At 57.4% G+C, this 21,896-nt stretch carries 19 protein-coding genes; 16 read left to right on the top strand and 3 right to left on the bottom strand.

What is annotated here, in order from left to right; all coding sequences use genetic code 11:
• The first annotated feature begins 47 nt into the window (after positions 1-47).
• Positions 48-254: a glycogen debranching protein gene (locus AC0QKW_RS18250; protein ID WP_473152515.1), complete on the top strand. Its 207-nt coding sequence runs from the start codon at positions 48-50 to the stop codon at positions 252-254.
• Positions 255-303: 49 nt separating this feature from the next.
• Here the strand turns inward: AC0QKW_RS18250 and AC0QKW_RS18245 are convergent, their stop codons facing one another.
• Complete coding sequence (locus AC0QKW_RS18245) at positions 304-645, bottom strand: hypothetical protein (protein ID WP_473152514.1); 342 nt, start codon at positions 643-645, stop codon at positions 304-306.
• A gap of 160 nt (positions 646-805) precedes the next feature.
• Between AC0QKW_RS18245 and yaaA the strand changes: the two genes are divergently transcribed.
• On the top strand, positions 806-1,015 hold the full coding sequence (gene yaaA / locus AC0QKW_RS18240) for a S4 domain-containing protein YaaA (RefSeq protein WP_473152513.1): 210 nt from the start codon (positions 806-808) through the stop codon (positions 1,013-1,015).
• Positions 1,016-1,186: 171 nt separating this feature from the next.
• Positions 1,187-1,630, top strand: a complete 444-nt coding sequence (locus AC0QKW_RS18235; RefSeq protein WP_473152512.1) for a DUF6918 family protein — start codon at positions 1,187-1,189, stop codon at positions 1,628-1,630.
• Positions 1,631-1,649: 19 nt separating this feature from the next.
• On the opposite strand, the gene AC0QKW_RS18230 is transcribed toward AC0QKW_RS18235, so the two are convergent.
• Positions 1,650-3,227, bottom strand: a complete 1,578-nt coding sequence (locus AC0QKW_RS18230) for a TM0106 family RecB-like putative nuclease (protein ID WP_473152511.1) — start codon at positions 3,225-3,227, stop codon at positions 1,650-1,652.
• Between the two features lie 416 nt (positions 3,228-3,643).
• Between AC0QKW_RS18230 and AC0QKW_RS18225 the strand changes: the two genes are divergently transcribed.
• The 9 genes from AC0QKW_RS18225 to AC0QKW_RS18185 all read left to right on the top strand — a co-directional run bounded on the left by AC0QKW_RS18225 (position 3,644) and on the right by AC0QKW_RS18185 (position 17,681).
• Positions 3,644-4,846 (top strand): aminotransferase class V-fold PLP-dependent enzyme, encoded by a 1,203-nt coding sequence (locus AC0QKW_RS18225; protein ID WP_473152510.1) that lies wholly within the window; start codon positions 3,644-3,646, stop codon positions 4,844-4,846.
• A gap of 339 nt (positions 4,847-5,185) precedes the next feature.
• Positions 5,186-7,108 carry a tRNA uridine-5-carboxymethylaminomethyl(34) synthesis enzyme MnmG gene (gene mnmG, locus AC0QKW_RS18220; RefSeq protein ID WP_473152509.1) on the top strand — a complete coding sequence of 641 codons (1,923 nt, stop codon included), beginning with the start codon at positions 5,186-5,188 and terminating at the stop codon, positions 7,106-7,108.
• A gap of 286 nt (positions 7,109-7,394) precedes the next feature.
• Positions 7,395-7,865, top strand: coding sequence for a ribosome maturation factor RimP (gene rimP, locus AC0QKW_RS18215; RefSeq protein WP_473152508.1), 471 nt, complete (start codon positions 7,395-7,397; stop codon positions 7,863-7,865).
• 60 nt (positions 7,866-7,925) lie between these two features.
• A complete protein-coding gene (nusA, locus tag AC0QKW_RS18210) occupies positions 7,926-9,386 on the top strand; it encodes a transcription termination factor NusA (RefSeq protein ID WP_473152507.1) in 1,461 nt (486 codons plus the stop codon).
• Between the two features lie 7 nt (positions 9,387-9,393).
• Entirely contained in the window at positions 9,394-9,654 is a 261-nt protein-coding gene (locus AC0QKW_RS18205; protein WP_473152506.1) for a YlxR family protein, read from the top strand.
• Between the two features lie 515 nt (positions 9,655-10,169).
• Positions 10,170-13,208 carry a translation initiation factor IF-2 gene (gene infB / locus AC0QKW_RS18200; protein WP_473152505.1) on the top strand — a complete coding sequence of 1,013 codons (3,039 nt, stop codon included), beginning with the start codon at positions 10,170-10,172 and terminating at the stop codon, positions 13,206-13,208.
• A gap of 76 nt (positions 13,209-13,284) precedes the next feature.
• Positions 13,285-14,451 (top strand): low-complexity tail membrane protein, encoded by a 1,167-nt coding sequence (locus tag AC0QKW_RS18195; protein ID WP_473152504.1) that lies wholly within the window; start codon positions 13,285-13,287, stop codon positions 14,449-14,451.
• A 266-nt stretch (positions 14,452-14,717) separates the two neighbouring features.
• Positions 14,718-14,918, top strand: coding sequence for a hypothetical protein (locus AC0QKW_RS18190; protein ID WP_473152503.1), 201 nt, complete (start codon positions 14,718-14,720; stop codon positions 14,916-14,918).
• Between the two features lie 612 nt (positions 14,919-15,530).
• The gene (locus tag AC0QKW_RS18185) at positions 15,531-17,681 is read left to right on the top strand and encodes a polyribonucleotide nucleotidyltransferase (protein WP_473152502.1); all 2,151 of its coding nucleotides are present in this window, start codon (positions 15,531-15,533) and stop codon (positions 17,679-17,681) included.
• 267 nt (positions 17,682-17,948) lie between these two features.
• On the opposite strand, the gene AC0QKW_RS18180 is transcribed toward AC0QKW_RS18185, so the two are convergent.
• Positions 17,949-18,332, bottom strand: a complete 384-nt coding sequence (locus AC0QKW_RS18180; protein WP_473152501.1) for an ArsR/SmtB family transcription factor — start codon at positions 18,330-18,332, stop codon at positions 17,949-17,951.
• Positions 18,333-18,564: 232 nt separating this feature from the next.
• Here AC0QKW_RS18180 and dxr point away from each other — a divergent pair, with 232 nt between their 5' ends.
• The 4 genes from dxr (at position 18,565) to AC0QKW_RS18160 (ending at position 21,854) form a co-directional block, all read left to right on the top strand.
• Entirely contained in the window at positions 18,565-19,758 is a 1,194-nt protein-coding gene (gene dxr / locus AC0QKW_RS18175) for a 1-deoxy-D-xylulose-5-phosphate reductoisomerase (RefSeq protein WP_473152500.1), read from the top strand.
• A gap of 110 nt (positions 19,759-19,868) precedes the next feature.
• Entirely contained in the window at positions 19,869-20,069 is a 201-nt protein-coding gene (locus AC0QKW_RS18170; protein WP_473152499.1) for a hypothetical protein, read from the top strand.
• 138 nt (positions 20,070-20,207) lie between these two features.
• Positions 20,208-21,086, top strand: a complete 879-nt coding sequence (gene rsmI / locus AC0QKW_RS18165) for a 16S rRNA (cytidine(1402)-2'-O)-methyltransferase (RefSeq protein ID WP_473152498.1) — start codon at positions 20,208-20,210, stop codon at positions 21,084-21,086.
• Positions 21,087-21,326: 240 nt separating this feature from the next.
• On the top strand, positions 21,327-21,854 hold the full coding sequence (locus AC0QKW_RS18160) for a hypothetical protein (RefSeq protein ID WP_473152497.1): 528 nt from the start codon (positions 21,327-21,329) through the stop codon (positions 21,852-21,854).
• Positions 21,855-21,896: the final 42 nt, after the last annotated feature.

Here is a 21,896-nt window from a genome sequence, read left to right as displayed (position 1 = left end):
ACAGAGGTGCTAGAGTCGGTGGACACTATGTAAAGGGTTAGGCGTTTATGATTTGGGTCAACGAGCAAATTGATCCGTCCGGTATTATCTACTCTTGCATTGCCTGTATCGACGAGGCTCAGGCTCAGGCCTGCCATCGGTCTTTTTTAGATGACCTTACCGATGATCAGAAGGCTGCTGGGTGGATAGCCCAGATGCGCACGGTAGAGTCGTGGGAAGAGGTACCGGTCAACGCCCTTAAATTGAGCTTCTGATCTATGTCATGCAGAGACGCTCTCTAGGCTAGAGGTGTTGCTACTGTTGCTAGCGGCTCGACTGCCGCCATCGCCATCGCTGGTCTAGCAGAGTGCGGCTGAGTACCCGCACCGGAGTCTGGGTTTCGCCCGAAAAGAGGGCAAAGTCGATAGGCCCCCAGGTTTGCTCAGCCTCTTCAGCCAGGGCCATTAGAAAGGGATCGTCAAGGGCGATGCGGTGGTCAAGGCGGAGGGTAAGCAGGGGCAAGCCCCCATGCCCGGCCCCGGTCACAATGCCCCAGTCGTGCTGGTCTAGCATTAGCTGGAGCGACTTCCCGACAGCGTGGCGAAACTGCTCCAACTGATGCTGTTTTTGCCTCAGTTCTTGCAGAAGCTGGTGGTTTGTTAACATTGTGCTCCTCTGCGGATAGCCCTGTTGTAAACGCTCTATGTCGAGTGTAAGGGGCAATCGAGGCTCTGGAGTGGAAGACTTTCTGTTGCTCTGAACATCTTCTGAGCATCTGTGGGGATGCCACCGAATAAAATTTATCTACATCAACCCTTCTTGCGCTATGCCTAGTATCGACTACATCAAGCTAGATCAATTTCTTAAACAGACCCAGGTGGTCGCCACTGGCGGACAGGCCAAGCTGATGATTCAAGACGGGGAGGTCAGAGTCAACGGAGAGGTGGAAACGCGACGGGGTCGAAAGCTCGTGAATGGCGATCGCATTGAGGTTAGCGGCCAAGGCTGGGTCGTCGATCTCGCCAGCTTGGGTTAGGCCACAACAATCTGACCCGATGGGTAGTCACGCTATGGCTTCCAGCCCAACCTCCCAACAAAATTTATCGGCCCGTTAAGCAATTGGGAATTTTTCTCAGAACAGACTCGTTGGCCTAATCGATATGAAACACTGAGCTAGACTTAACCGCCGTTATAGATTAATACTGCTATGGCATTGAGCGATATTTTGAATGACCAGGCCGTTAAGGCCCAGATGATAACTGACTGCGCCCAACTGATCGATCGCCAGGTTGCGGCTAAAGGTGGACTGGGGGGCATGGCGCTTAAAGCTGCCTACAGTGTGGTCAAAGGCATTGATGCCAGCTATGTACCTGGTGCTATTGGGCGAATTTTGCCCGAGGTTGTGACGGCCCTTGACCCGATGTGGGCGGTGGGGGTGCAGGCTGGTGATCCGGTGGCCTACCTGAGCCAAAACCAGGCACAAGCAGCCGATGTCATCTTAGGCACCACCGATCGCCGTATTGCCAACACCAGCAACGGCCTGGTGAAATCGTCTTACAGCAAGCTGCGGCAGTCGGTCAAGGGCGATGTGGCCGACGCGGTGCCAGGTGTGGCCCAGATCTTAGGAGCCTACAGCACTGTTGCCCAGTAGGCTTCTAGCCAGGTCTGCCTTAGCCGGTGGTCTGATAGAGGGTTTCCCAGTAGGGTTGGGCAAACTTTACCAGCCAGTCTTTGACGTGGTATGTGGCTCGGCAGTCGTCTTCGTTGTAGCGCAGAATAGATTCTAGGTAAGCGCGATCGCCGGTTTCGGCCCAGGCGTTGTACCAGCAGATCGACTGAGCACCATTGGCCCCTTCGTCGCGCCAGTCAAAGCCCATCCAGCGGGCAATATGCTTAAGCGCATAGCTCTCGATGGGCAGCGTCACGCCGTCGGTGATGCACTTATGCACGTCAAAGAAGCGATCGAGCAGGGCTTCGATCTGACGGTAGGGAGTGCCGTAGGTCTGCCCTAGCTTGCGTACTGTCTGGGCCTCGTAGGGGCAGAAGTGATAGACCGGCGCGTAGGGATAGGTATGCACCAAGTCAAGGAAGTCATTCCATGCGGCCCGCTCTTGGCGGTGGCTTTCGGCCAGCAGAGCGTGAAAATTGGTTTCGCCGGTGCGGTTGTTTACCACCAGCACGCCGTGGAGGTAGATCAGGTTTTGATCGGGAGCCGCTTCGATGTCGAAGTACAGCTCAACTTCGCCCTCAGGCAGATCTTCGGGCCATAGCGGAAAGCCATGGGGAGAATGGGGCGCACTGCGGGGAATGGCCCGGTTGTCGAGGAGCGCCTGAGCCTGGTGCACTAGTTTTTCGGCTACCTGTTCGCCAAACCCCGGCAGCGGTGCCAGATGGGCAGGGCTGGCCTGGGCTAGGGCGGCCACGGTGGTCAGATGCTGCTGCTTTAGAAATTCGTATCGGGCTGGGGTGACCCCTGGCAGCAGCGAGAGGTGGCGGGTTGCTTTGGCTTCGCTGTAGCAGTGGTTAAACCAGTGGCATAGGTCACAGCGACTGTGCGAGATAAACAGCTCTGGGGTGCTGGGGCGGCGCAGATCGATCAGGCAGTCGCTGATCACGGTTTGTAGCTTGGGCACTAGGCGAGCCAGATCGATGGCGTACATTTGGCCACCGCGCAGAGCTAAATAGCTGGCCTCGGGCCAAACCCCCTGCACCCGCGACAGTACGTAGGCGTGGTAGGCGGCTACCACCTGATAGTCGAGTTTGGGCTTTTTGCCCAGCTTGATATCGACAGGAAGGTAAATCCAGTCACCCCAGCAGGACCAGCCGGGCTGCCTGACTAAAAGATCAGGCTGGCTGACCAGCTTCACCCCGGCGACCGTGGAGTCGGCTAGCAACACCCCCTGCTGAATCGCTTCTACGCCATCGGCCATCAGCTCAAGGGTGGCTTTGGCTCCTGCCGCCCAGTCTCCGGGGTCAAACTCGGGGCGATGGAGGGGGTAGTAGTCGTCAAATACCTGCTCCCGGTGCAGAATGCTGTCTTGTCTGAGCTTGAGTAGGTAGTCTGAGGGTGGGTCGCGATGGGTGCGATCGCTATACAGGTCTAAAAACGCCCGGCGACCACAGCGCTGGTAGTGAAACAACACTTCGTCGGTCAGCCAGCTCAGGGGAGAATGGGGGAGGGCTGCCGACTCAGCCGAAGGAGTCAGGGGGCTGAGCGGGCCACCCCCTGAACGTGAACTTGGCGGCAAAGGGTGACTAGCAGACAAAGCGAGTGACAGAACAAGGGCAAAAAGAGGTACCCAAAACAGCTTGGTGACAACTCAGCATTAACGGTTGGCCATCGATATCAGATGCACTGGCCACCGGCAGCGATGATGCCCGCTTCTGCCTAGTCTCTGTCTTGGGTTGAACCAACATGCAGGGCATGGCTAGATCTAGCTAAGAACGCTCTGGGGAAAGGCGTAACTGCTGTCACGCTAAGCTGTAGTACTTACCTATGCATGTTATACCCTATCAGCGTTTCCTGGGGAGCCGAGAGCCGGGGCTTGGGCGGAGATGGCCAGTTGCCCCCGGCGTTGGCTAGGGTCGAGACGGTGTGAAGGCAAGACGGTATGGGGTCGAGACGGTATAGGGTTGAGACAGTTTTTATTGTCTCTGTTTAAGCATGACCCATTCCTCTGTGGCGATCGATCGCCTCATCGCCCATCGTCAGCAGTTTCCAGCTCTGGTGGGCAAGCAGTACTTTAACTACGGTGGCCAAGGGCCGATGGCCCAGACTACCCTAGAGGCCGTCTTTCAGGCTCACCAGCAGATGCAGCAGCTGGGGCCGTTTTCTGGGGCGGCCAACCAGTGGGTGACAGCCGAGATGGCCCAAACCCGCGCTGCGATCGCCGCCGAACTGGGCACCACCGCTGACACCATTAGCCTTACCGAAAATGTCACTGTGGGCTGCAACATTCCTCTCTGGGGTATCGCCTGGCAACCTGGGGATCATATCTTGCTATCTGACTGCGAGCATCCCGGTATTGTCGCTACGGTGCAGGAAATTTGTCACCGGTTTGGCGTCACCCATAGCTTTTGCCCATTGCTTGAGACCGTCAACGGTGGCGACCCAGCGGCAGTAGTGGCCGATTACCTGCAACCCAGCACCCGACTGCTGGTGATCAGCCATATTTTTTGGAATACAGGGCAGGTGCTGCCGCTAGAGAGCATTGTGGCGGTTTGTCACGGCCAGGCGGTGCTGGTGCTGGTAGACGCCGCCCAATCTGTCGGCTCGCTACCGCTAGATCTGCCCGCCTCAGGGGTAGACTTCTATGCGTTTACCGGCCACAAGTGGTGGTGCGGCCCAGCGGGCCTGGGGGGGCTTTATACTCGTCCAGAGGCAATAGATCAGATTGCGCCTACCGCGATCGGCTGGCGGAGCATTACGGTAGATGCCGAAGCCAACCCAACGGGCTGGAAGCCCAACGGACAGCGGTTTGAGGTAGCTACATCGAACTATGCGCTGCTGGCGGGGTTAAGAAGTGCGATCGCCCACCAAAACCACTGGGGCACACCTGCCCAACGCTACCACCGCCTCATAGAACTCAGCCAGCGCCTGTGGAACCACCTTCAGGACATACCCCAGATTCGCACTGTTCGGCAGACCCCGCCCGACTCAGGCCTAGTTTCATTTTGGGTGCTAGAACAGGGAGAGCCTTCCCCCATCTGGCACAAGCGACTGGTGGATACCCTAGAGGGCCAGGGCGTTTATCTGCGCACCCTGCAAGCACCTAACTGCGTGCGCGCATGTACCCACTACCTGACGCTAGAATCTGAAGTGGATGAGCTGGCACATCAGCTCAAGACTGTCCTGTCAGGCAGCTGAGCATAGCGGCTTGACAGCACTTCTGAAGAATCAGCACTGGCAGCGGAGTCGGCGACAGCAAAGCGCCAGCGGAGCGAAAAGCTGGCTACCAAACTGCGGGAGCTATACTAAGTCCTGCTTATCTATCCCCGATTCGGCAGGGCGAACAGCGGTTTGCCACTACCGGTTTCCGGTTAGAAATCGGGGGTTATGGAATTCGGATTCGGTATTAGGGGTAGACCAAGGCAAAGTCTTGGGTTAAGCCTGCTATGAGGCTAAGACAGCGATGCCGAACCCACCGACCCGCTAAGATTGATCACATCTGGCCATGATTGCGTCACCTATTGAGTCACAGCCCGCATGAGCGCTTTGGTAGAGTTTTTAGATGAGTACGATGTGGTCGTTGTGGGGGCGGGCCACTCCGGCTGCGAGGCAGCCCTAGCCTCAGCGCGACTAGGCTGTCGCACCCTGATGATTACCCTCAATCTCGACAAAATTGCCTGGCAGCCCTGCAACCCCGCCGTGGGTGGCCCCGCAAAATCCCAGCTCACCCACGAAGTCGATGCCCTAGGGGGCGAAATTGGCAAAATTGCCGATCGCACTTACCTGCAAAAGCGAGTGCTCAACAGCTCTCGCGGCCCCGCCGTCTGGGCACTGCGGGCACAAACCGACAAGCGCGAATACGCCGCCGTGATGAAAGCTATCGTCGAAACCCAGGAAAACCTGGTGATTCGCGAGGGCATGGTGACCGACTTAGTGCTCGGCCCCAACGACGAGGTGGTGGGGGTCGAGACCTATTTTGGCGTGGCGTTCAAATGCAAGGCGGTGATTCTTACCACGGGCACCTTTCTGGGCGGTACGATCTGGATTGGCGATAAATCTATGGCCGCCGGGCGCGCTGGAGAGTTTGCCGCCACGGGCTTAACCGATACCCTCAACCGCCTCGGTTTTGAAACTGGACGCCTCAAAACCGGTACCCCAGCCAGGGTCGATCGCCGCTCGATCAATTTCGATGTGCTCGAACCCCAGCCCGGCGATGACGACGTGCGCTGGTTTAGCTTTGACCCTGAGGTGTGGGTCGAGCGCGAGCAGATGCCCTGCCACCTCACCCGCACCACCGCCGCCACCCACCAGCTGATTCGCGACAACCTTCACCTGTCGCCCATTTACGGCGGCTGGGTCGACTCCAAAGGCCCCCGCTACTGCCCCAGCATCGAAGACAAAATCGTCCGTTTCGCCGACAAAGAGAGCCACCAGATTTTCCTCGAACCCGAGGGACGTGACATTCCTGAAATCTACGTACAGGGCTTTTCTACCGGGTTGCCCGAGCAGCTACAACTGACCATGCTGCGCACTCTGCCGGGGTTAGAACACTGCGCTATGCTGCGTCCCGCTTATGCTGTGGAGTACGACTACTTGCCTGCTACCCAGTGCTACCCCACGATGATGACCAAGCGGGTACAGGGGCTATTTTGCGCTGGACAGGTGAATGGCACCACTGGCTATGAAGAAGCAGCGGCCCAAGGCTTGGTGGCGGGGGTAAATGCGGCCCGACTGGTGCGCGGGCAGGAGATGCTAGTGCTGCCTCGCGAACACAGCTACATCGGTACCCTGTTGGATGACCTCTGTACAAAGGATTTGCGCGAGCCTTACCGGATGCTGACGTCTCGCTCAGAGTACCGGCTGCTGCTGCGATCAGATAATGCTGACCAGCGTCTGACGCCCCTGGGTCGAGACATTGGGCTGATCGACGATCGCCGCTGGGAGCTTTTTACCCAAAAATACACTAACATCGCCGCCGAAAAAGATCGCCTGCAGGCCACCCGGGTCAAAGAGCACGATGACCTGGGTCAGCGCATCGCCGCCGACACCGACCAGCGCATCAAGGGTTCGATTACCCTGGCCGACCTGCTGCGTCGCCCCGGCTTTCACTATGCCGATCTCGATCGCTACAGTCTGGGCAATCCTGCTCTTCATCGTCAAGAGCGGGAGGGGGCCGAGATCGACATTAAATACTCAGGCTACATTCAGCGACAGCAAAATCAGATCGATCAGGTGGCGAGAAACGCCAATCGCCCGTTGTCTGAATCACTCGACTATGCGGCGATCGACACCCTCTCCAAAGAGGCCCGCGAAAAGCTCAGTCAAATCAAACCCCTGACCGTTGGTCAGGCCTCCCGCATTGGCGGTGTCAACCCTGCCGATATTAATGCCCTGCTGATATACCTCGAGATTCGAACTCGGCAGAGTCGGCCAGCAGAGGCGATCGGAGCACCCTTCTGAGCTGGCAGCAGCATGTAACTTGTCAAATCTAGGGTAGAACGCAGGGAAGCGCTAAAACTTCTTTGCCCTCAAGATGGTTAGGGTCAAGGGGGCCAACTTAGGGCGATCGCCAACCTTGCGATCGCCCCAGTCTTAACCATGAACGCTTCATTGCGGCCACAATTCGCTACTATAGAGCTACCTAGGCCTTCGGGCTTGGGGTCCTATAGCAGAAATGTTTTGGGAGGTGGGCCGAGGCCCACTTTTTTATTGGCATTATTTTAGACGCAATTAGTTCAGACGTTAGATGGTACATCCCCTGATTCCCCAGGTGCTTGATCTGGCGGCCCCCGTTGCCGAAGAACTGGGGCTAGAAGTTGTCGAAGCCGTTTTTCAGACCAACCAGTCGCCCCCCGTGCTGCGCATTTGCGTGCGCAGCCTGGAGAACGAAGACACCGGCCTCAGCGACTGCGAAAAAATGAGCCAGGCCCTCGAAGCCGTTCTCGACACCACCGACATCATTCCCGACGCCTATGTGCTAGAAGTCTCTAGCCCCGGCGTCTCACCGGCCCTAGAGACCGATCGCGATTTTGTCGTGTTCAAAGGGTTCATGGTAGAGGTCAATCTATCGGCTGCTCACAAAGACAAACGGTGCTGGGTTGGCCAGCTAGTCCGGCGAGACGAGACCACTGTGGTGCTGAGCCAAAAAGGTAAGACCATCCCTATCCCCCGCGAATTGATAACCATGGTGCAGCTCAGTGACCAGAGTCCTGACTGAGTAACCCTGCATCTAAAACCCTTCCATTGATTGAGATTTAGCCCCTAGAGGTGAGTGATTATGTCGCTAGTTAGTCTGCCAAAATTGCAGGAAATGATTGATGTCATTAGCCACGAGCGCAACCTGCCCAAGCACGCCGTAGAAAATGCCCTGCGAGAAGCGCTGCTCAAGGGCTATGAGCGCTACCGCCGTACCCGTGAGATCGACACCCACTTCGACGAAGAATACTTTGACAACTTCGATATCGAACTCGACGTCGAAGACTACGACGACCAGGGCTTTCGTGTTCTGGCTACCAAAACCATTGTCGAAGAAGTCACCAGCCAAGACCACGAGATCGCCCTAGCCGAGGTGCGTGAAGTCGCCCCCGAGGCCCAGGCGGGCGACACCGTAGTGCTCGACGTTACCCCTGATCAGGGCGATTTTGGCCGCATGGCGGCAATTCAGACCAAACAGGTGCTAGCTCAAAAGCTGCGCGACCAGCAGCGCAAGCTCGTCCAAGAAGAGTTCCAAGATTTGGAAGGCTCCATTCTCTCGGCACGGGTGCTGCGGTTTGAGCGGCAGTCGGTGATCATGGCCGTCAGCAGCGGTGTCGGCCAGCCCGAGGTTGAAGCTGAGCTGCTCAAACGCGATCAGCTGCCCAACGACAACTACCGCGCCAATGCCACCTTCCGTGTGGCCCTTAAAAAAGTCTCCGAGGGCTCGCACCGTGGCCCGCAGCTCTTGGTATCGCGGGCCGATGCCGCGCTCGTGGTCGAGCTTTTCACCAACGAAGTGCCAGAGATTGAAGACGAAATCGTCCGTATTGTGGCCGTGGCTCGAGAGGCTAACCCGCCCTCTCGATCTGTTGGCCCTCGGACCAAAATTGCTGTCGACACCCTAGAGCGCGATGTGGATCCTGTCGGGGCCTGCATCGGTGCCCGGGGGTCACGCATTCAGGTAGTCGTCAACGAGCTGCGGGGCGAAAAAATTGACGTCATCCGCTGGTCGCCCGACCCGGCCACCTACATCTCCAACGCCCTCAGCCCGGCTCGGGTTGACGAGGTGCGCCTCGTCAACCCCGACGACCGCCAGGCCCACGTGCTGGTGCCCGAAGATCAGCTCAGTCTGGCGATCGGTAAAGAGGGCCAAAATGTGCGCCTAGGTGCTCGCCTCACGGGCTGGAAGATCGACATCAAAGACTCCGGCAAGTACGACTACGAAGAAGAAGACCGCAAAATTGCTGAATTGGCCGCCGCCCGCGAAGCCGCTGCCCGCGAAGCCGCCGAACTTGCCGCTGAAGAAGCAGAGGCAGCAGAGTGGCGAGCTAAGGCCGCTGCCGAGCGAGCCGCTGCTGAAGCCAAAGCAGCAGGTCTAGAGGTCGAGGAATTGCCCGCCGAGAGCGTTGTGCTGCCAGAAGCCACCCTGGAGTCAGAAGCGGTAGACGCGTTGCCTGAGCCCGTAGCTGAAGCCGCCAGCGTTGAGGAGGAGCCTGTAGAGGCAGAGGAGCCTGAGAACAGTTCGACTCTCGAAGAAGAGTAAAGGTGCCATGGCACAGAACGACCGGCGCTGTGTGAGCTGTCGACGAGTGGCACCCAAGGCTGAGTTTTGGCGGGTAGTGAGGGTCTATCCAGACCGCAGGGTAACGATCGATGTAGGGGCAGGCCGATCGGCCTACCTCTGCCCCCAGGCCGACTGCCTCCGCCAGGCCCAAAAGAAAAACCGCCTGGGCCGATCCCTCAAGGTGCAAGTGCCAGAGCCGATCTTTCAGCAGCTGTGGCAGCGCCTAGGCGTGGAGCTACTCCCCTAGCCATTGGCCCATCAGCCGCTGCCGGAGGCTTCTACCGTTAAATCGTCCTCTAAAGGGGATGACTAATTTAGGGTAGGGCTTGCTGGGCAAGCCGTAACGGGTGAACCTGAGCATGGATTGTCAGCAGCACAAATTCGCCCAATCCTTAAGAAAATTAGCAATATTTCACGCCTGGCTGGGGTTTGGCAAAGTTTCTGTGGGCAAAATTCTGCCTTTAGACCCGAATTTGACTGGTATGAGGACTTCAACCAAAAATTTTTGCAAATGAATTGCTTTAAAGGTGTCTCCCTCTGAGATTCTGTTCATTGGGGAGGCAACTGATTACACTCATAGTAAGGGTATTGGCCGATAGCCTAGCTGTCGGTAAACTTGCTGACCACCCCATGTACCCATGGTGTTGGTTTACAATGCCATGTTAGGACTAACGTCTAATCCGTCAGAATGGTTTGATGTCGTTTTGTTGGACGAAGCAGGTTGGTATGTAACACAAGCTTGACTAGCGTAGGGAGTTGTGGATGAACGGCAAAGTGAGAATATACGAGTTATCGAAGGAATTGGATTTGGATAACAAGGACATCTTGGCGATCGCAAGTCGCTTAGACATCGCCGTGAAGAGTCACAGCAGCACCATCGCTGAGTCAGAAGCCGACCAAATTCGGACGGCGGCCCGTCAGTCTCGCACTAGCGGCGGCGGCGCCAATCGACCAGAACGGCCTCGCCCACCTGCTCCGGCTAAGAGTGGCCCACCCCGGCCCGAGCGCAAGCAGCAGATCTTAGAAATTCGCCGCCACCGGGTGACCCCCAAAGCAGATACGACTCCAGAGGCAGTGGCCCCCAGTCCAGCCGCCCCTCCCACTCAGAGCAAGCCTGTGCGCCCAGGTGGCGATAGTCTGTCTCAACCCCCTAGCCGTCCTGGTTTCACCCCCCAGGGTGAACAGGTCAGTGACCAGCCCAAGCCGCCCGTAGCTCTGAGTCAAACTGAAGATCCAACCCCTGTTACGCTGGCACCCCCAGAGCGTCCTACAGTCGCATCCGTTAAGCCCCGCCCCGAGCGAGTTGGGCCAGTGTCTCGCTCTGCCCCTGAGGACAACAGCGATCGCGCTCAAGCTGCGGTCGATGCTCCGCGCCCTCCCCGGCCAGTAATTCGCCGACCTGAGGGTCGCCTGCGAGACGATCGCGCCACCGATGGCCGTGCGATCGATGGCAGTGCACCTAGGCCAACCATTCCTATCCGCGAAATTGACGACGACGAAGAGGTTACTCGGCTCAAGCCCAAGCCCAAGCTGCGCCGACCCAACGCTGATGCCGAAACCGTCAGGGCTGAAACCGCAGCCCGTGCGGCCACTCCTGCCGCCAACGACTCGATTTCTGTGTTGGGGGGCGTTGGCCCAGATGATTCTCATCCGCGTCGGCCTTCGCCTCCGCGTCACAAGCGCGACGAGCGAGAAGACGAAGACGACGACCAGAAAATGCGCGAGAAGGCCAGCAAGGTCGGCAAGACCAAGCGCCGAGGCCAGGGTGTGCTGGGCGAAGACGATGAAGATCTGGATGTGCTGGGAGATGACCTAGACGAAGGTGAGGAGCAGGCCACTGACGTTCAAAATCTGAGTGTTTCCCTTGCCCGACCGCCTAAGCCCAAGAGCGCTGGTGGTGGCAAGCCTTCGTCGCCTACGGTCAAGAGCCATAAGCCGCAGCATCGTGACAGCAGCGGCGGTGGCGGACGCTCTCGTCGTGGTCGCCGCGGTGAGGCCCAGCCCACCCAGGAGCGGCCCGAGTTTATCGTGCTCTCCGAAGGGTTGACGGTACATGAGCTAGCCGAACAGATTTTGGTGCCCGAAACCGAGCTGATCAAGTCTCTGTTCTTTAAGGGCATTGCCGCCAACATTAACCAGACCCTCGATATTGAAACCGCCAAAATGGTGGCCGAAGAGTTTGAGGTGATGGTAGAGACGAGCGAAGTCGAGTCAGAGGCCAAGAAGGTCACTGAAATGCTCGACGCGGGTGATCTCGATAGCCTTCAACGTCGGCCTCCGGTGGTCACCATCATGGGCCACGTCGACCACGGTAAAACTACCCTGCTTGACTCCATCCGCAAGACCAAGGTAGCCCAGGGCGAGGCTGGAGGTATTACTCAGCACATTGGCGCTTACCACGTCGACGTCGAGCACGATGGCGTCTCCCACCAGATCGTCTTCCTCGACACTCCTGGCCACGAGGCGTTTACCGCCATGCGGGCGCGGGGTACTCGCGTCACCGACATTGCCATTCTGGTGGTGGCGGCAGACGACGGGGTGCGGCCTCAGACCATTGAGGCCATCAGCCACGCCAAGGCAGCCGAAGTGCCTCTGATTGTGGCTATCAACAAGGTCGACAAAGAGACCGCTAACCCCGATCGCGTCAAGCAAGAGCTGATGGAGCACGGTCTAGTGCCCGAAGAGTGGGGCGGCGACACCATTATGGTGCCGGTGAGCGCTCTGTCTGGCGATAACCTCGACAGCCTGCTAGAGATGATCGTGCTGGTAGCTGAGGTGGCCGATCTTCAGGCCAACCCCGATCGCCTAGCTCGAGGCACCGTGATCGAGGCCAACCTTGATAAGGCTCGCGGCCCAGTCGCCACGCTGCTTATCCAAAATGGCACCCTGCGGGTAGGTGACTCTTTGGTGGCTGGCCCGATTTTGGGCAAGGTCAAGGCCATGCTTGACGATCGCCTTAAGCGCGTTCAGGTAGCTGGTCCATCCTTTGCAGTCGAGGTATTGGGTCTCAACGACGTACCTGCTGCCGGTGATGAGTTTGAGGTCTACCCCGACGAAAAAACCGCTCGGGCCGTGGCTGACAGGCGCATGCTCGACCAGCGGCAGTCACGACTACAGCAGTCGATGGCCTCTCGCCGGGTAACCCTGAATACCATCTCTGCCCAGGTACAGGAGGGCGATCTTAAGGATCTCAACCTGCTGCTTAAGGCCGACGTGCAGGGTTCGATCGAGGCTATTTTGGCGGCGCTTCAGCAGTTGCCTCAGCACGAGGTGCAGATTCGCGTACTCTTAGCTGCGCCGGGCGAAATCAGCGAAACCGACGTTGACCTAGCCGCTGCCAGCGGAGCGGTGATTATCGGCTTCAACACTACCCTGGCACCGGGGGCGCGGCAGTCTGCCGATCGTCAAGGCGTTGACGTGCGCGACTACGAGGTCATCTACAATCTCCTCGACGACATCCAGGGGGCTATGGAAGGCCTGCTCGACCCCGAAATGGTGGAAGAGTCCTTGGGTCAGGTGGAAGTACGGGCCGTGTTCCCCGTGCGCAAGGGGGCTGTGGCTGGCTGTTACGTGCTCTCGGGCAAGGTGACTCGCAACTGCAACCTGCGCGTCGTGCGCGGGGGCGAGGTGGTCTACACCGGCAAGCTCGACTCGCTCAAGCGCATGAAAGAAGATGCCAAAGATGTCGCCTCTGGGTTCGAGTGCGGCATCGGTATCGACAACTTCAGCGACTGGAAAGAGGGCGACATCATCGACGCCTTCAAGATGATCACCAAGCGTCGTACCCTGGCCATGGCCTAGGACAGTGCTTGGCGGTAGCCCCGCCCGGGAGGAAACTCCTGTCGGGGCCGCTATGTAAAAAGCAACGGAGTCAACTATGAAACCCTGGCGTTGCGATCCATATCTGTGGGTACATCTAGCCGGATTGGCTACCGTACCCTTGTGGATCGACCTGTGCCTGCTGGGGCTGGCGGTGGGTAATCCTACTCTGCCAAGGCTAGAACTGGGCTTGATTGTTGCCCTCGGGGCGCTACCGGTGCTGGTCATGCAGCTGTGGCGTCCTTTCTACATTTTTAGTCTGCCGGGGTTAGCCCTGCGCCCTAGGGTTCTACACGATGATCAGCGTCGCCTGCTTACGCAATTCCGCCGCTGGCGGGTGCGGCTGGGGGCTTTGCTGATGCCGATTCCGTTGGTATGGGCACTGGTAATGCTCTATCCCCTGGCGTTTTTAGCGCGAGATGTGACACCCTTTGGCGACTGGGGTCGGCTTGGCGGAGTGGCGATCGCAGCCCTGAGTTTTTTGATGGCCAACCTATTTCTCCAGGTGCCGGTGGCGATCTTGCAAGTACTAGCCACCCCAGATCGCCGTTTCCAGGGCGTTGTGCCCTACCCCGTCGATCGAGTTGCCGCTGACTTTAGCTGGCTGGGGTTGCCTGTGGGTAAGATTCTGCCGATTATTGTTCACCCTGTAGCCGACCGGCAGAGCCATCCTTCGGTACAGAAAGAACTTAGCCGTACCGATGAATCAATAATCCTGGTCGAGACCGATAACCCAGTTGAGGCCAGAGGCAATCGGGCTATGACTGAGCCTCGCCCAGTGCCAGCGGCCAATTTAGAACATGTCGACACCTCAGTCAAAGCCGACGATGAAGCGCCAGATCTAGGCGAAGCTCTTACGGCCCCTCCCGGTTCCTATCCTGAGCCGATGACATCGCTGCCCGTTGTCTTAGAGGAGCCTGAACTGACTATTGCAGCGGGCTCCACAAACACATCTACCGCAGACGTTGAATCAGAGCCTGAGAACTCTGTCTATACCATGCCAGAGGCGACACCCCAGCAGCCCGATCGCTCGGACCCTTTACCCCGGCACCACCCTGAGATGGACGATCTAGGCGAGGACACAACTGCCGAAGATCATGGCTCTAGCTATGCTGCTGGCAATCATGTTCTTGAAGATCATCCTCTGCCGCCCCCAGCCAATCAGCCAGCTACTGCGGTCGATCGCTCTCGGATCCCTGCCAACCCTATCACTAAGAGTGGCTAGATCTCCAGAGGGGAACTAGGAGAGATAGGCTCAGCCATAGACTTAACTCAATCCGGCTTACTGTTGCCTTGGTCACAATAGCAGCGGGGTGATTGCGCTATCTTGTATGAGTGGCTTTTTACACTCCTAGAGTGTATCTCTAGCTCAAGTCTTGGTTGAGCAGTTCTAATCTCTAGAGCGACACAGTTTGAATCGCCACCCTGAGAGCGATACAGCTTGAAATAAAACAGCATTTAGTCTTTATCTGAGAGATCTCCGAGGCAGCTATGGCCGTAACTCGTTCTGCAAATTCCGCTTCCCTCTCTGACCATGCCCGCATTTGGTACAGCCTCAAAAATGCGATCGCCAGTAGCTCTGGGTTTAAAAGCTGGAAAGGTGAACTGCCTTCTGCTGAGGCCGATGCTGCACCCTTAGATCATTTAGTGCGCCGCTACCTGCGTGAAACCTTAGAAACCCTTGCTTATTAAAGTCTGTTAGTACATCAGGTACTATTCGCAGACTGATGGATGTTCTTTTCATGAGAGTTCTGGGGATGTTTCTGTAAGGCCCAGGAGCTTTTTTGTGTCGGAGCAGGTGGTGATTGTACCTTTAAGATCTCCGATTGGTGTCAGGGCGTGCCTGGCCATTTTGTTCAAGCTTGCGGCCGTGACCTGCATGAAACGCCGCCACTCTAGGGCTTGGCGGTTGTCGGAGTGACGATTTTGGCGGTCTGCGCTCTAGATTGGCATGGGCGGGGCGCTGTATAACTCGCAACGTTACTTCTGCGTCATCTTCATATATCGGTCAAACGCCCTGCCTGTGAGCTTTGTGTAGAGTTAGATGGTGTGGTTCGCCCTATTCCCACTGCCCGATAGCTGCCGGGCGACAAGTGAGCCAATAAACCTTGCTATCTCAGCCAAGACTATAGCGATGCCCTGAGGCTGAATAGCGCCAGGCAGATACTCAGAGGGGCCAAAACCTTAAGTCTTTTGCCTATTTTTGTCGTCCGTAGCCCCGGCGAGGAGCCATTGTCGCCATCGGTGTTAGGATCAGGCCAAAGTAACACAAAAGAACGGAAAAGAGAAAGGACGTAGTCGTACATGCAAGAATTTGAAAAAACAATTTCCTTCGGCGGTCGCGACATTCATCTTAGGGGTGGGCTGTTGGCCCCCCAGGCCGGAGGAGCTGTGTTGGTACAGTCGGGGGAAACAGCGGTTCTGGTGACCGCAACCCGATCGGCAGGCCGTCAAGGCATTGACTTCTTACCCCTGCTGGTGGATTACGAAGAGCGACTGTATGCGGCTGGGCGTATTCCTGGTGGCTTTCTGCGTCGCGAGGGTCGCCCCCCTGAGCGCGCTACTCTGATTTGCCGACTGATTGACCGTCCTATGCGGCCTCTATTTCCTCAGTGGCTGCGCGACGATATCCAAATCGTTGCTACCACCCTGGCCATGGATGAGCAGGTGCCGCCCGATGTGCTGGCGGCAACCGGGGCTTCGATCGCTGTGCTGTTGGCTAAGATTCCCTTCTTTGGGCCGATGGCGGCGGTGCGTGTGGGTCTGGTGGGTGATGACTTTATCATCAACCCTACCTATAAAGAAGTTGAAAACGGCGACCTTGATCTGGTGGTGGCTGGCTCTCCTGACGGTGTGATCATGGTGGAAGCCGGGGCCAATCAGCTGCCCGAGGCCGACGTGATCGAGGCGATCGACTTTGGCTACGAGGTGGTGCAAGATCTGATCAAAGCCCAGCTCGATCTCATCAAAGAGTTAGGCATTGAGATTGTCACTGAGCAAGAGCCGGAGACTGACCCCACCCTGGCCACCTTCATTGAAGAAAAGACTGCTGCCGACATCCAAGAGGTGCTCAAGCAGTTTAGCCTCACCAAGCCCGAACGGGATGAAAAACTAGATGCCATCAAGGCCGGTCTGGCAGAGACGATCGAGGGTCTAGAGGATGACAGCCCGATCAAGGTGGCCGTAGCAGGGAATAGCAAAGCCCTGGGCAATACCTATAAGTCGGTGACTAAAAAAATGATGCGCCAGCAGATTGTCGCCGAGAATGTGCGGGTTGATGGCCGCAAGCTCGACGAAGTGCGGCCGATCTCCTGTCGGGTGGGCCTGCTGCCCAAGCGCGTCCACGGGACGGGGCTATTTCAGCGGGGTCTGACCCAGGTGATGTCGGTGACCACCCTGGGCACCCCTGGCGATGCCCAGATGATGGATGACCTGCACCCCGACGAAGAGAAGCGCTACCTGCACCACTACAACTTCCCTCCCTACTCAGTGGGTGAAACGCGGCCTATGCGATCGCCCGGTCGGCGCGAGATTGGCCATGGTGCCCTGGCAGAACGCGCCATTGTGCCCGTGTTGCCTCCCAAAGAAGAGTTTCCCTACGTGATTCGGGTCGTCTCTGAGGTGCTGTCTTCCAATGGCTCTACCTCTATGGGGTCGGTTTGTGGCTCTACCCTGTCGCTCATGGATGCGGGCGTGCCCATCACCAAACCCGTTAGCGGTGCCGCTATGGGCTTGATCAAAGAAGGCGACGAGGTGCGCATTCTGACTGATATTCAGGGCATTGAAGACTTCTTGGGTGATATGGATTTTAAGGTGGCCGGTACTGATACTGGTATCACCGCCTTGCAGATGGATATGAAAATCACCGGTTTGCCTCTCTCGGTGATCGCTGATGCCATCAACCAGGCCAAGCCCGCCCGCCTACACATTCTTGAGAAAATGCTGGCGGCTATCGACACTCCCAGAACCGAACTGTCGCCCTACGCCCCCCGACTAATCAGCTTCAAGATTGACCCTGAGATGATCGGTATGGTGATTGGCCCCGGCGGCAAGAAGATCAAGGCGATTACTGAGCAGACCGGGGCTAAGGTTGACATCAACGACGATGGCACCGTCACTGTGTCGGCGATCGAAGGCGAAAAAGCGCTTCAGGCCAAGGCGCTGATTGAGTCTATTGTCTTTAAGCCTTCTGCCGGAGACGTGTTTGTCGGCAAGGTCATGCGGGTGATTCCTATCGGGGCCTTTGTGGAGTTTATGCCGGGCCAAGAGGGGATGATTCACATCTCTCAACTTGCTGACTACCGGGTGGCCAAGGTGGAAGATGAGGTCAATGTGGGCGATGAGGTAATCGTCAAGGTGCGTGAGATCGATGGTCGCGGACGCATCAATCTGACTCGTCTCAACATTCACCCCGACGAGGCGGCGGCGGCTCGTGAGGCTGCTGCACTGCGGTAATACCAAATTCTGCTTGACTACCCCCGATACCTCTGGGCGAACAGCAGTTCGCCCCTACAGGTTGGCCTTTTGGGAATCGAGGGTATGGAATTCGGATTTGGCATAACACAGCTACCCAGGTTTACCCCTAGCAAACCCGCTCAGTATCTCGACTCTACGAACCAAAATGCCCACCTGTGACCAAAGCGGCACGGGTGGGCATTTTTGGGTTTGAGAGGACGGTGGCTAATCGGTCTATCGTCTGTACTTGCCGCTGGCAAAGCTAGGCTATAGCCCTGCTAGACCTGGGGGCGAGGCTACCCCCGTGTTGGCCAGGCTAAAGTTGCGAAAGTGCTGGGCCTGGGCCTCAATGCGGCGGGCGAGGCGATCGCACACCAAACCGCACAGATCAAAAATCAGCTCGTCGGCCACGCTGTAGTAGGCCGAGGTGCCCTCGGTACGGCGGCTGAGAATTCCCGCCTGTAGCATCACTTTCAAATGCTTAGAGACGTTGGCCTGGCTGGTTTGGGTGGCATCGACCAGCTCTTGCACGCATTTTTCTCCTTCTCGCAGCAGGTTGAGAATGCGCAACCGCATGGGTTCGCTCAGCACGCTAAAGTACTCGGCCACTTGCTGCACGACTTCAACTGAAACCGGTTCTACAGGATCCATCGGGTTAATAGGTAGACTCGTGGGTGTGCGAACGATTCTCAGTAATCTTAACAACTATTTTATTTTCGCAGTTATCTATAGCGATACAGTCATCAAATCTTGTCAATTACTTAGCCCTGATCCCCGTGGGGTTTTTCTCCATGGTGGCTGAAGAGATTTGGTCTGGGTCTTGGGCCAGGGGCCACGCCATGAGATTCTTAGAGATATCGCTCATCCACCGCTGAGGATCGCCGTGAAAGCTATTACCCTGCTTGGTTCGACTGGGTCTATTGGTACTCAAACCTTAGATATTGTGGAGCACCATCCCGACCAGTTTCGCCTGGTGGGCATTGCCGCAGGGAATAACGTAGATCTGCTGGCTCAGCAGGTGCGCCAGTTTAAGCCCGAGATTGTCGCTATTTGCAACCCCGCCAAGCTGGGGGAATTGCGCGATGCCCTGGCCGGGCTCGACCCCATGCCCCAGATCCTTGCGGGTGACGATGGCGTGGTAGAAGTCGCCCGCTACGGCGATGCCGAGGCGGTGGTGACGGGCATTGTGGGTTGTGCGGGGCTGCTGCCCACCCTGGCGGCGATCGAGGCGGGCAAAGACATTGCCCTGGCCAACAAAGAAACTCTGATTGCCGGTGGCCCCGCCGTGCTGCCCCTGGTGGAAAAGCACGGCGTCAAACTTTTACCCGCCGACTCTGAGCACTCCGCGATCTTTCAGTGCCTCCAGGGTGTGCCTAAAGATGGCCTGCGGCGGATTTTGCTGACGGCCTCTGGCGGTGCCTTTCGCGACTGGCCGGTGGAAAAGCTGGCCCAGGTGACGGTGGCCGACGCTCTGAAGCACCCCAACTGGTCGATGGGCCGCAAGATCACGGTAGACTCGGCCACGCTGATGAATAAGGGGCTGGAGGTGATCGAGGCCCACTATCTGTTTGGCATGGATTATGACCACATCGACATCGTCATCCATCCCCAGAGCATTATTCACTCACTGATTGAGCTGCAAGATACCTCGGTGCTGGCCCAACTGGGCTGGCCCGACATGCGCCTGCCTCTGCTCTATGCGCTCTCCTGGCCCGATCGCATTTATACCGACTGGAAACCGCTGGACTTGGTAAAAGCAGGCGATCTCACCTTCCGCGAACCCGACCATGCCAAATACCCCTGCATGGACTTGGCCTACGCCGCCGGGCGGGCCGGGGGGACTATGACCGCCGTGCTCAACGCCGCCAATGAGCAGGCCGTGGCGCTGTTTTTAGATGAAAAAATTCACTTTTTAGAAATTCCTAAGGTGATTGAGGGGGTGTGCGATCGCCACCGTTCTCATAATGTCGCACAGCCAGTGCTAGCGGATATTCTGGCTGCTGACCAATGGGCCAGGGCTGAGGCTACTAGCGTCAGCGAAGCGTTGACCCCAGCTACCGTTGTTTCCCTAGGCTAGGATTAGCACTGACGTAGCAGCGATTTATCCTCACCGCAAAGCTCGGACACCCAGATGGCCCAGTCCAAAATCGCCAGTCTAAAATCCAAAATCGTTCCTGGGAGGCTGCCGTGGAACTACTGATTGTACTGGGGGCGATCGTTGTTGCCATTGTGTTGCTGGGGTGGGTGTTTAAGCTGATCAAAAACACTGTTCAGACGGTGCTGCTGGTGGGCTTTTTGCTGCTGGCGTTGTATTTTCTCTTTGGCATTGGCCCCGATAGCATCTGGCAGCAACTCCAAACCTGGTTGGGCAATTTGCTACGTCGTTAGCGCGATCGCTCTCAACCCACTGGCCCTATCCATCTCCAGGCCAGGCAAAATCCATGCATCCCAGACTAGGAACAACCGCCGTCTACCCCACCCAGGGCAGGCACGTCTGCCCCCACTCCCTACCCCCTACTCCCTCCCATGGCTTCGGCTCCCGACTCTGACCCCAAACCTGGCTACCTTTACGTGGTGGGCACCCCTCTGGGCAACCTGGAAGATATGACCTTCCGGGCCGTGCGGATTTTGCAATCGGTAGATCTGATCGCGGCCGAAGACACCCGCCACACCGGCAAGCTGCTTCAGCACTTTCAGATCACTACGCCCCAGATCAGCTACCACGAGCACAACCGCCAGAGCCGCATTGTTGAGGTGCTGCACCATCTACAGGAGCGCCAGCACGCCGTTGCTCTGGTCAGCGATGCCGGTATGCCAGGAATCTCAGATCCTGGCTATGAGCTGGTGGTTGCCTGTGTCGAGGCGGGCCTGCCGGTGGTGCCGATTCCTGGGCCGACGGCGGCGATCACAGCGCTGTGCGTGTCGGGGTTGCCGTGCGATCGCTTTATCTTTGAGGGCTTTTTGCCCCTCAAAGGCAAAGATCGCATCGCCCGGCTAGAAACTCTAGGCCAAGAAGAGCGCACTATGGTGCTCTACGAAGCGCCCCATAGGCTGCTCAAGACCTTAACCGACCTGACGGCTACCGTGGGCGCAGACCGGCCCGTCACCCTAGGCCGCGAGCTGACCAAACGGTTTGAGGAGTTTTGGCGGGGTACCTTGGGTGAGGCCGTTGAGCATTACCAAACTGAAGCCCCCAAGGGCGAATTCACGGTAGTGGTGCAGGGGGCAGTTCGCCAGACCCCGGTGCTGTCTGACCAGGCCATCAAGGCCGAGCTAGAGCAACTGCTCGGTCAGGGGCTGTCTAGGGCCGCAGCCAGTCGTCAGCTGGCCCAGGCCACTGGTCAGCCCAAAAAGGTGATCTACCAGCTTTCTTTAGGAATCAATGCTGGCGATGTAGAGCCATAGCTCTTTCAAATGCCTGGGGGATGTTGTTCTTGTTGTTCTTCCTTATCTGAGGCTCTACTGCCTGAGGCGTGGGTGCTAACGCCAATCTCCCTCGATTGGCGTTGAGTGGCTCTGCCTCGCAACAGATTTACTCTGCTCAGACGATAGCTAAGGTCTAGACAAGTTGAATGCTCTGTTGCGCAATGCCTTGGCGGCACTGGCTGGCAACATTGAACCTGTCCTTAACCGTGGAAGTTTTGCATGATGAACACACTGAACGACGACATTAACTACACTCCTAACCCTGATAGCAACCCCGACCCGATTACCGGGGAACCGGGTGCCCGCCCCGTCGGTGCTGGTTTGGGTGCCGCTGGCGCTGGCGTCATTGCCACCGCTGCTGGAGTTGCGGTGGGTGGCCCCATCGGTGGTTTAGTAGGGGCTGCGGTGGGCGCTACTGTCGGAGGGCTGATGGGTAAAGGGGTTGCTGAGACCCTTGACCCTACTGTAGAAGATGCCTACTGGCGCGAAAACTATGGTAACCGCCCCTACGTAGACCCCAACCATAGCTATGACGACTATAGTTTGGCCTATCGTACCGGCTATGAAGGTTATGCCACCTACTCGGCCCAAGGGCTGTCTTACCAAGAGGCTGAGCCCCACATGCGCCAGCAGTACGAAAATCAGTCGGCCTCTAGCCGTCTCGGCTGGGATCGAGCCCGACTGGCTAGCCAGGACGCCTGGCAACGGCTGGAGTATGGCGCAGCAGGTACCGACACTGAGCGGTAGGTAAGTTTGGTATAAACCCCGCCCAAGCCCTAGACCCAGCGC

Source organism: Pseudanabaena sp. PCC 9330, from assembly GCF_055795045.1.
The sequence above is the reverse complement of the archived record's forward strand: the minus strand, read 5'-3'. Positions and strand labels throughout refer to the sequence as shown.

Bases quoted from the DNA above. Each gene is read 5' to 3' on its own strand.
- AC0QKW_RS18190 (WP_473152503.1), top strand. From the start codon at position 14,718: ATGGCCGTAACTCGTTCTGCAAATTCCGCTTCCCTCTCTGACCATGCC.
- AC0QKW_RS18235 (WP_473152512.1), top strand. From the start codon at position 1,187: ATGGCATTGAGCGATATTTTGAATGACCAGGCCGTTAAGGCCCAGATG.
- AC0QKW_RS18245 (WP_473152514.1), bottom strand. From the start codon at position 645: ATGTTAACAAACCACCAGCTTCTGCAAGAACTGAGGCAAAAACAGCAT.
- AC0QKW_RS18195 (WP_473152504.1), top strand. From the start codon at position 13,285: ATGAAACCCTGGCGTTGCGATCCATATCTGTGGGTACATCTAGCCGGA.
- rimP (WP_473152508.1), top strand. From the start codon at position 7,395: ATGGTACATCCCCTGATTCCCCAGGTGCTTGATCTGGCGGCCCCCGTT.
- mnmG (WP_473152509.1), top strand. From the start codon at position 5,186: ATGAGCGCTTTGGTAGAGTTTTTAGATGAGTACGATGTGGTCGTTGTG.
- AC0QKW_RS18250 (WP_473152515.1), top strand. From the start codon at position 48: ATGATTTGGGTCAACGAGCAAATTGATCCGTCCGGTATTATCTACTCT.
- yaaA (WP_473152513.1), top strand. From the start codon at position 806: ATGCCTAGTATCGACTACATCAAGCTAGATCAATTTCTTAAACAGACC.
- AC0QKW_RS18180 (WP_473152501.1), bottom strand. From the start codon at position 18,332: ATGGATCCTGTAGAACCGGTTTCAGTTGAAGTCGTGCAGCAAGTGGCC.
- AC0QKW_RS18185 (WP_473152502.1), top strand. From the start codon at position 15,531: ATGCAAGAATTTGAAAAAACAATTTCCTTCGGCGGTCGCGACATTCAT.
- nusA (WP_473152507.1), top strand. From the start codon at position 7,926: ATGTCGCTAGTTAGTCTGCCAAAATTGCAGGAAATGATTGATGTCATT.
- AC0QKW_RS18225 (WP_473152510.1), top strand. From the start codon at position 3,644: ATGACCCATTCCTCTGTGGCGATCGATCGCCTCATCGCCCATCGTCAG.
- AC0QKW_RS18205 (WP_473152506.1), top strand. From the start codon at position 9,394: ATGGCACAGAACGACCGGCGCTGTGTGAGCTGTCGACGAGTGGCACCC.
- rsmI (WP_473152498.1), top strand. From the start codon at position 20,208: ATGGCTTCGGCTCCCGACTCTGACCCCAAACCTGGCTACCTTTACGTG.
- infB (WP_473152505.1), top strand. From the start codon at position 10,170: ATGAACGGCAAAGTGAGAATATACGAGTTATCGAAGGAATTGGATTTG.
- AC0QKW_RS18160 (WP_473152497.1), top strand. From the start codon at position 21,327: ATGATGAACACACTGAACGACGACATTAACTACACTCCTAACCCTGAT.